The 7,020-nt window shown below is 57.1% G+C and carries 7 protein-coding genes; 3 read left to right on the top strand and 4 right to left on the bottom strand.

Annotated features, from left to right (window positions below):
- Positions 1–183, top strand: a 183-nt coding sequence (locus tag KGZ93_00790) for an IS1634 family transposase (GenBank protein MBS3908161.1), incomplete at its 5' end; no start/stop codon positions are given.
- 227 nt (positions 184–410) lie between these two features.
- Here KGZ93_00790 and KGZ93_00785 read toward each other — a convergent pair.
- From KGZ93_00785 to KGZ93_00770, 4 genes are read right to left on the bottom strand one after another with little or no spacing between them, the layout of a single operon-like run.
- The gene (locus KGZ93_00785) at positions 411–980 is read right to left on the bottom strand and encodes a hypothetical protein (protein ID MBS3908160.1); all 570 of its coding nucleotides are present in this window, start codon (positions 978–980) and stop codon (positions 411–413) included.
- Between the two features lie 19 nt (positions 981–999).
- On the bottom strand, positions 1,000–2,235 hold the full coding sequence (locus KGZ93_00780; GenBank protein ID MBS3908159.1) for an ABC transporter permease: 1,236 nt from the start codon (positions 2,233–2,235) through the stop codon (positions 1,000–1,002).
- A gap of 2 nt (positions 2,236–2,237) precedes the next feature.
- On the bottom strand, positions 2,238–2,966 hold the full coding sequence (locus KGZ93_00775; GenBank protein MBS3908158.1) for an ABC transporter ATP-binding protein: 729 nt from the start codon (positions 2,964–2,966) through the stop codon (positions 2,238–2,240).
- Position 2,967: 1 nt separating this feature from the next.
- Positions 2,968–4,383: an efflux RND transporter periplasmic adaptor subunit gene (locus KGZ93_00770; protein MBS3908157.1), complete on the bottom strand. Its 1,416-nt coding sequence runs from the start codon at positions 4,381–4,383 to the stop codon at positions 2,968–2,970.
- 214 nt (positions 4,384–4,597) lie between these two features.
- Here KGZ93_00770 and KGZ93_00765 point away from each other — a divergent pair, with 214 nt between their 5' ends.
- The gene (locus KGZ93_00765) at positions 4,598–5,275 is read left to right on the top strand and encodes a response regulator transcription factor (protein MBS3908156.1); all 678 of its coding nucleotides are present in this window, start codon (positions 4,598–4,600) and stop codon (positions 5,273–5,275) included.
- Positions 5,276–5,280: 5 nt separating this feature from the next.
- The gene (locus tag KGZ93_00760; GenBank protein ID MBS3908155.1) at positions 5,281–6,711 is read left to right on the top strand and encodes a HAMP domain-containing protein; all 1,431 of its coding nucleotides are present in this window, start codon (positions 5,281–5,283) and stop codon (positions 6,709–6,711) included.
- Positions 6,712–7,020: the final 309 nt, after the last annotated feature.

Here is a 7,020-nt window from a genome sequence, read left to right as displayed (position 1 = left end):
GCTGCTTTAGCGGTTAGTAGAAATATTGAATATCGGACTGGAATCAGTATAAAGAAATTTGTGAACGTAATTCGACCACTGCGATCGGCAATTGTAACTATCAATTCTAAGGAAGTATTAGCTGACCCAGAGCTTTCTCCTGAGGTTCGTTTTGTGCTAAATAACCTGGCTTCAGGACACTAGGATGATAAACTCAGGGGAAAACCGTGTTTTGTTTGTCATCGTCGACCTCTTTTATTGGTTTTGATTTGCATCAAAATTCTAGACCACCCGCCTGTGAACATGCCAAGAAATACCTGTGAACTTGCTGTGAAAAAGCCTCCCTGTAAAAACGTTGCAGGGAGGCTAGCATTTGTTGAATTATGGGCGTGGTGTGCCCTTGACGGGACTGCCGCCCGCATGATGTAGGGTTATTCCACTTCATCCCTCACCGAGGGCAGGATTCCTATTGCCAGGATGACCAACGCAGCGCCCACGCTGAGGATGTTGAGGACAAATCGAATGATGGCGGCGGCATCCATCATTCGCAAGCCGGGAAAAATTCCCGGCAGCGCTCCCAGCAGGAATAATATCGCCAGTACAATGGCCAGGTTCAGCCCGGATTTCTTCTTCTTCCAAACCCAGAAGGCCCCCAGCGCAGCCAACCCCGCGCCGATGACTCCCAGGCCAGAATTGAGATAGGTCATCATTTGCCCGCTCAAACCGAACGTGCGAGTCAGGCTAAACAGATTGAATGCGCCGCTGTTGGAACGCTGTGGGAAAGTCCCGCCGCCGGGCTGCTGTTCGCCGCCCTGGAATCCCCCCTGCGGGGGATTGGCATTTTCGGGACGAAAATTACTTCCCTGCGGCATGTTTCCGGGTTGGCGTCCGGTGGGATTCATCCCGAAACCGCCCAAAAAGGTTGTCGCTAGGCTGACCAGCGCCAGGATGATGAGCAGGATGCTGATGGTAAGCAGTGATTTTGGGAGAGAAGTTTGCATATTGGCCTCGCAAGAAATATTATTCCGACCGCAGGGCTTCCATTGGGTGCAGGTTAGCGGCGCGGTAGGCTGGGTACAGACCAAAGAACAGACCAATCCCCAGCGAGAAAGTAAAAGCCAGCAGGATAGATGACGTGGTTACCAGCGAATTAATCAAACCAAGCGCGCTGACCATCTCGGCGATGCCAATGGCCAGCAGGATGCCAACGACGCCACCCAATAAGCTGAGGGTCATCGTCTCTACCAGGAACTGGAGCAGGATGTGGTCTTTGCGCGCGCCGACCGCTTTACGCAGGCCGATTTCGCGCGTGCGCTCGCTGACCGAGACCAGGGTGATGTTCATAATCCCAATCCCGCCCACCAGGAGCGAGATGGCGGCAATCGCGCCAAGTAAGGTGGTCAGGGTGGTGGTGACGGTGTTGAGCGTTTCGAGCATGTCGCTCTGACTCTGGACGCGGAAGTCGGCCTCGGCGCCGGGTTCGATTTTGTGCTGGCGACGCATGACGAAGTTGATTTGGGCTGTGACCGTATCGACTGCCTCGGCAGAGGCCGCCGATACCGCGATGGTACTGACCGTTTTCTGTCCGTCGCGGATGGCGTTTGCGCCGAACAATTTGAGATAACCAGCCTCGAGCGGAATCAGCACAATATCATCCGGGTCGCTGAAGCCGGAACTGCCCTTGGCCTTGAGAACGCCAATGACCGTGAAGCGCACATCGTCAATTTTTACCGCTTGACCGACGGCTTCGCTGTTTGGGAACAGCTCCCCGGCGGTGGTTGCGCCCAGCACGGCGACCTGTTTGTTGTTCTGGCGGTCGTCAGCAGTGAAGAAGCGTCCGCGCTCCATCTCGTAGGAATAAACCTTCAGGTAGTCCTCGCTCGTGCCGGTCACAGAAACGCTGTAACTGTCGTTTTCGAAAACAACCGTGCTGTTGGCCTGGTAGACGGGCGCAATCCCGGCAATGCCGGTCAGTGCGGCATTGAGCGCCTGGTAGTCTTTGTAGGTCAGCGCTGAAAAGGCTTGTGGTGCCCCCCCGGCCTGCGGGCGCTGTGTCCGCCCGGCCTGGATGGAGAGCAGGTTGGTGCCGGAACTCTGAATCTGGCTGGTAATGTCGCTGGTGGCGCCAGTGCCAATCGCCATGAGCGCGACTACAGCCGCCACACCAATCACAATACCGAGAATGGTCAGCCCGGAGCGCAGTTTGTTTGCCATGAGGCTGCGCAGGGCGGTGAGAATATTTTGGGTGAGCAGCATGGTCACATCTCCATTTCGGGGCGCGGCGTACCGGCGGCGATGGGGTTTGGGTTGGCTGTATCAGACGTGATCAGTCCGTCGGACAGGCGCACGATGCGGCGGGTATGGCGGGCGACGAAGGGGTTGTGGGTGACGAGGATAACCGTCTGACCGAAATCCTGGTGCAAGCGTTGGAACAACCCCATAATCTCCTCGCCGGTTTTGCTATCGAGCGCGCCGGTGGGTTCATCGGCAATCAGGATGGCCGGTTCATTGACCAGCGCCCGCGCAATTGCCACGCGCTGCTGCTGGCCGCCGGAGAGCTCAGCGGGGTTGTGGCGGATGCGGTCTGTCAGCCCGACCATTTCCAGCGATTTGAGGGCTTTTTCGCGGCTGGCGCGCGCTCCCAGGCCGCTGTACCCAAGCGGCAGGAGCACATTTTCCAGCGCGCTGGTGCGCGAGAGCAGGTTGAACTGTTGGAATACGAAACCAATCTTTCGGTTGCGAACCTGGGCCAGTTGCGAGTCTTTGAGTTTTTCCACCGTCTGCCCGTCCAGGCTGTACGAGCCGCCGGTAGGGACATCCAAACAGCCGATGATGGACATGAGCGTGCTTTTGCCCGATCCCGACGGCCCCATGATGGCCAGCATTTCACCCTTTTCGATATCGAGTGAAACGCCTGCCAGGGCGTGAACTGCGTTTTCACCCATCTGGAACACTTTGGTCAGGCTGCGTAGTTCGATGAGCGCCATATCAGCCTCCGAAGGGCATCATTCCGCCCGGGTTGCGCTGTTGATCTTGATTGGTGCCAGACGAGCCGCCGACCTGCACCTGGTCGCCTTCTTTCAGTCCGCCGCTCTTCACCAGCGTGACCAGGCTCCCGGCCAGGTCGCCGGTTTCCACATCCACCCGCTGCGTCAGTCCATCTGCGCCAACCCGCAAGATATATTCACCATCCGAATCACTTAATATCGCGCCGACCGGCACGGCCAGCAGAGCGCGTGGCTCGCCGGTGGTCACGATCACATTGGCGGTTGCGCCGAACAGGATGGCCGTTTCGGGCCGCTCGACTGAAACGATAGCGGTATATTTGACCAGTCCGCTGACGGTTTGCCCAATCGGGTCAATCAGGGTCACTTTGCCAGTCAGCATCAGGCCGGGGAGCGAATCGATGCTGATTTCCGCCGGGTCGCCCACTTTGACCTGGGTGATTTCGGATTCGTCAATGGAGAGCTCCACTTTCAGGGTACTGTAATCTACCAGTCCCATAGCGGTTGCGCTATTTTGGACGACCTCTCCCGGTTGGGCATACAGCACAATCACTTCGCCATCGAAGGGTGCGAGGATATACATCGCATTGGCTTGCTCGCGCGCGCCAGCCACGCTGGCCTCGGCCTGCGCCAATTCGGTGGAAGGCTTTCCACTTTGCAGGCGTTCCACTTCTTTCTGGGCTTCCGCCAGCTGAATTTTGGCCTTTTCCACGTTCAAGCGGGCCGAATCATAGTCGCTCTGGGCGGGTTTGCCGGTGTACCAGTTGAGGTTGGCCTTTAGACTGTTCAGGCTGAGTTGGGCGTTGGTCAGGGCCAGCATGGCTTCGGTCTTGGGCGAGTCGCCATCCGACAAATTTTGAACCGTCCGATAATGGTCAGAGGCGCGCGCCACGCTTTGTTCTGCCTGCCGGATTTGGGCCTCGGTATTCAAGATAAGCGCATCTGAAGCGCGCGGATAATCGAGCGAAGCGAAGGTCTTTTCGGCATCGGCCAGGGTTTGTTCGGCGGTGACCACGTCCAATTTTGCCTGGGTCAGGACCAGGGCATTGTCTTGCAGGCTGTCCAGAGTTTCCTCGGCAGAAGCGAGATCGGCGCGCGCCTGGAGGATGCTGGCGGGGACGGAATCGATCCGCAGGCTTGCCAGTACCTCGCCTTTTTTGACCTGGCTGCCCGGCTTCACGTTGACCATCTCGATGACGCCGTTGGTTCCCCACGCCAGGGTGGTCAACTGCCCGGCGCTGAGCGTGCCGCTCGATTCGATGCTCGTGCCAAGCGTGATGGTCGTAACCGGCTGGAACGTTACACTGGACTGGGCATTGGCCTGCCCGGCGCATCCTGACAGCGGTATCGCCATCAAGAGAAAGAGCAGGAGTGATAATATCTTCAGGTGTTTTTGCATGGGTGATGTCCTTTCAGGAAGTGTCAGATTCTGGATACTGTGATTCTAAAATCACATCCTGTGAGCAAGCCAAGAATAACCTGTGAAATTGCTGTGAAAATACCCAGAATCTGCTTCCATTCATAGCCATTTCACAGCAAACCGATATATGCTTATAACGTAACCATAAACTGCCTGTAAATCCAACCCATTCGCCCGAAATCGGAATTGCCCCATGCCCGCTGTCCTCATCGTCGATGACGACCTGAAATTGCTCAAAATGCTCCAGCGCACGCTGGTCTATGAAAACCTGACCGTCCTGACCGCCAGCAATGGCGAGGAGGCCCTGATTGTCATCGACGAAAAATCCCCCGACCTTTTGATTGCCGACTGGATGATGCCCAAGATGGACGGGCTAACCCTGCTCCGGCAGTTGCGCGCCGAGAAGAACAAAATCCTGGTGCTGATGCTGACCGCCCGGGATGCCATCGAGAACCGCGTCGACGGCCTCGAAAGCGGCGCGGACGATTACCTGGTCAAGCCCTTCGCCCCGGCAGAACTGGTGGCGCGCGTGCATGCCCTGCTGCGGCGCGTCGAAGCTAAACCCGAGGCGCAAATCTTGGAATACACCGACCTGCGCCTCGACCCGTCCACCCGCGAAGCTCGGCGCGGCGGTCTGAACCTTTCACTGACGCTGACCGAGTTCAACCTGCTGCACCTGCTCCTGCGCCATCCGCGCCAAGTGCTGGAGCGCGCTCAAATCCTGCGCGAGATCTGGGGATATGACTTCGGCGGCGACGATAATGTACTCGAAATCTACATCGGCTACCTGCGCAAAAAACTGGAAGCCGACGGCCTTCCCCGTCTCATTCAGACTGTGCGCGGTGTGGGGTATGTCCTGAGGGAAGAGTAACACCTATGTCCATCCGCTTGCGTTTCACCCTGCTTTACAGCGTCATCCTGGCCGTCATCCTCTTGTTCATTGGCTTGGCAATTTATGGCATTCTCTCGAGCGTCACCTATCTGGCCCTGCAAGATGACCTGCGCCGCTCCAGTTTTGGGCTGGGCGAGGCGATTTTAAGCGCCAACAGCCTGAACGTGCAAATCCCCCTCGTCACAGACCGCCCACCGCGCTCCTTCTCCGACTTCCCCGAAGACCGTCCCTTCCGCGACTTGCGCGAGCGCGAAATTGTCCGCATTCTCGACCCGCATGGCAATCTGCTCGCCAGCCCGCAAGGCCGCGTCGAAGACGCCCTGCCGCTTGATGCCAACGGACTGAGCCAACTGCAAAACGGGCACGAGTGGTGGCAAACCGCAACGGTCAACGACCAGACCACGCTCATTTACAACCGCCCGCTCACGCAAAACGGGCAAACGCTTTACATTTTGCAACTGGCGCGTTCATTGGAAGAGCGCAACCGCTCCCTGCGCTTCTTTGGTCTGTCATTTGGCGGGCTAAGTCTGTTCATCATCGTCACCGCCTTGGGGGTGGGCTGGCTGTTTTCGGGCGCGCTTCTGCGCCCCATCGCGCAGATTACCCAAACAGCGCAAACCATCGGCCAGGAGCGCAATTTCAGCCACCGCGTGCGATATCGCGGCCCGCGGGATGAAGTGGGCAAATTGGCCGCCACCTTCAACGACATGCTGGCGCAGTTGCAGGATGCTTACGAGAAAGTCGCCCATTCGCTCGAAATGCAGCGCAATTTCGTGGCCGATGTCTCACACGAACTGCGCACCCCGCTGACCACCCTGCGCGGCAACCTGGGCCTTTTGCGCCGCCAGCCACCCATCCCGGCTGAGGAGCGGGACGACATTCTGTCGGATATGACCGACGAGAGTGACCGGTTGATAAGACTGGTCAATGACCTGCTGGTGCTGGCCCGCTCTGATGCCGGACGCAGCCTGGTCAAGGAGCCGGTCGCCATCCTGCCAGTGCTGGAGGAAACCTGCCGCCAGGCGCGCGCCCTCGACCCGGCGCGTGACATTCGCCTAGAGGCCGAAGATTTGTCAATTATGGGAGACCGGGACGCTTTTAAGCAGGTTCTGCTCATCGGACTGGATAACGCCCTGAAACATTCCGACAGCCCGGTGCTGGTCACAGCATATCGCAACGGAAACCAGGCCGAAATCCGCGTGCAAGACTTTGGGCCTGGCATTCCGCCCGAAACCCTGGAACACGTCTTCGACCGCTTCTATCGCGGCGAGGATAGCCTGACCCTTCCCGGCTTTGGGCTGGGGCTTTCTATTGCCAAGTCCCTGACTGAGAGTATAGGAGGAACGATTTTGATGGAGAGTGAAGCGGGGATGGGTAGTACCTTGATGCTCTCCTTTTTTCTCAAAGAAGACTGAGTTTGTGGGCGGTAAAAACTATTTTTCCAATGCTAGACGTTTATCATCCTAGAGTTGCGTTTAGGCCTAAGCGCAACTCCCTCTCAAAAGCCAAATATGTAAGTGAAGAATTAATTTGTGGTCAAGATAGTTTTAAGGCAAACGAATCTGATTCGTTTGCCTTAAAACTAAAATGGTTGATTTTTAGCCTTTCCGGGGCTGGACGCTTACGCGGTCTTTACCCAGGGTGATGATGGAGCGCAACTGCACGGCGCATTTCCTGCTTTAGAGCTTCTCCCAAAGCCCCCGCATAGGTTAACTTTCTCATTG

This window comes from Actinomycetota bacterium, from assembly GCA_018333515.1.
Taxonomy (GTDB): domain Bacteria; phylum Actinomycetota; class Aquicultoria; order Aquicultorales; family Aquicultoraceae; genus Aquicultor.
The sequence above is the reverse complement of the archived record's forward strand: the minus strand, read 5'-3'. Positions and strand labels throughout refer to the sequence as shown.

Excerpts from the sequence above, each read along its gene's own strand:
- KGZ93_00765 (MBS3908156.1), top strand. The coding sequence starts at position 4,598 with ATGCCCGCTGTCCTCATCGTCGATGACGACCTGAAATTGCTCAAAATG.
- KGZ93_00760 (MBS3908155.1), top strand. The coding sequence starts at position 5,281 with ATGTCCATCCGCTTGCGTTTCACCCTGCTTTACAGCGTCATCCTGGCC.
- KGZ93_00780 (MBS3908159.1), bottom strand. The coding sequence starts at position 2,235 with ATGCTGCTCACCCAAAATATTCTCACCGCCCTGCGCAGCCTCATGGCA.
- KGZ93_00775 (MBS3908158.1), bottom strand. The coding sequence starts at position 2,966 with ATGGCGCTCATCGAACTACGCAGCCTGACCAAAGTGTTCCAGATGGGT.
- KGZ93_00785 (MBS3908160.1), bottom strand. The coding sequence starts at position 980 with ATGCAAACTTCTCTCCCAAAATCACTGCTTACCATCAGCATCCTGCTC.
- KGZ93_00770 (MBS3908157.1), bottom strand. The coding sequence starts at position 4,383 with ATGCAAAAACACCTGAAGATATTATCACTCCTGCTCTTTCTCTTGATG.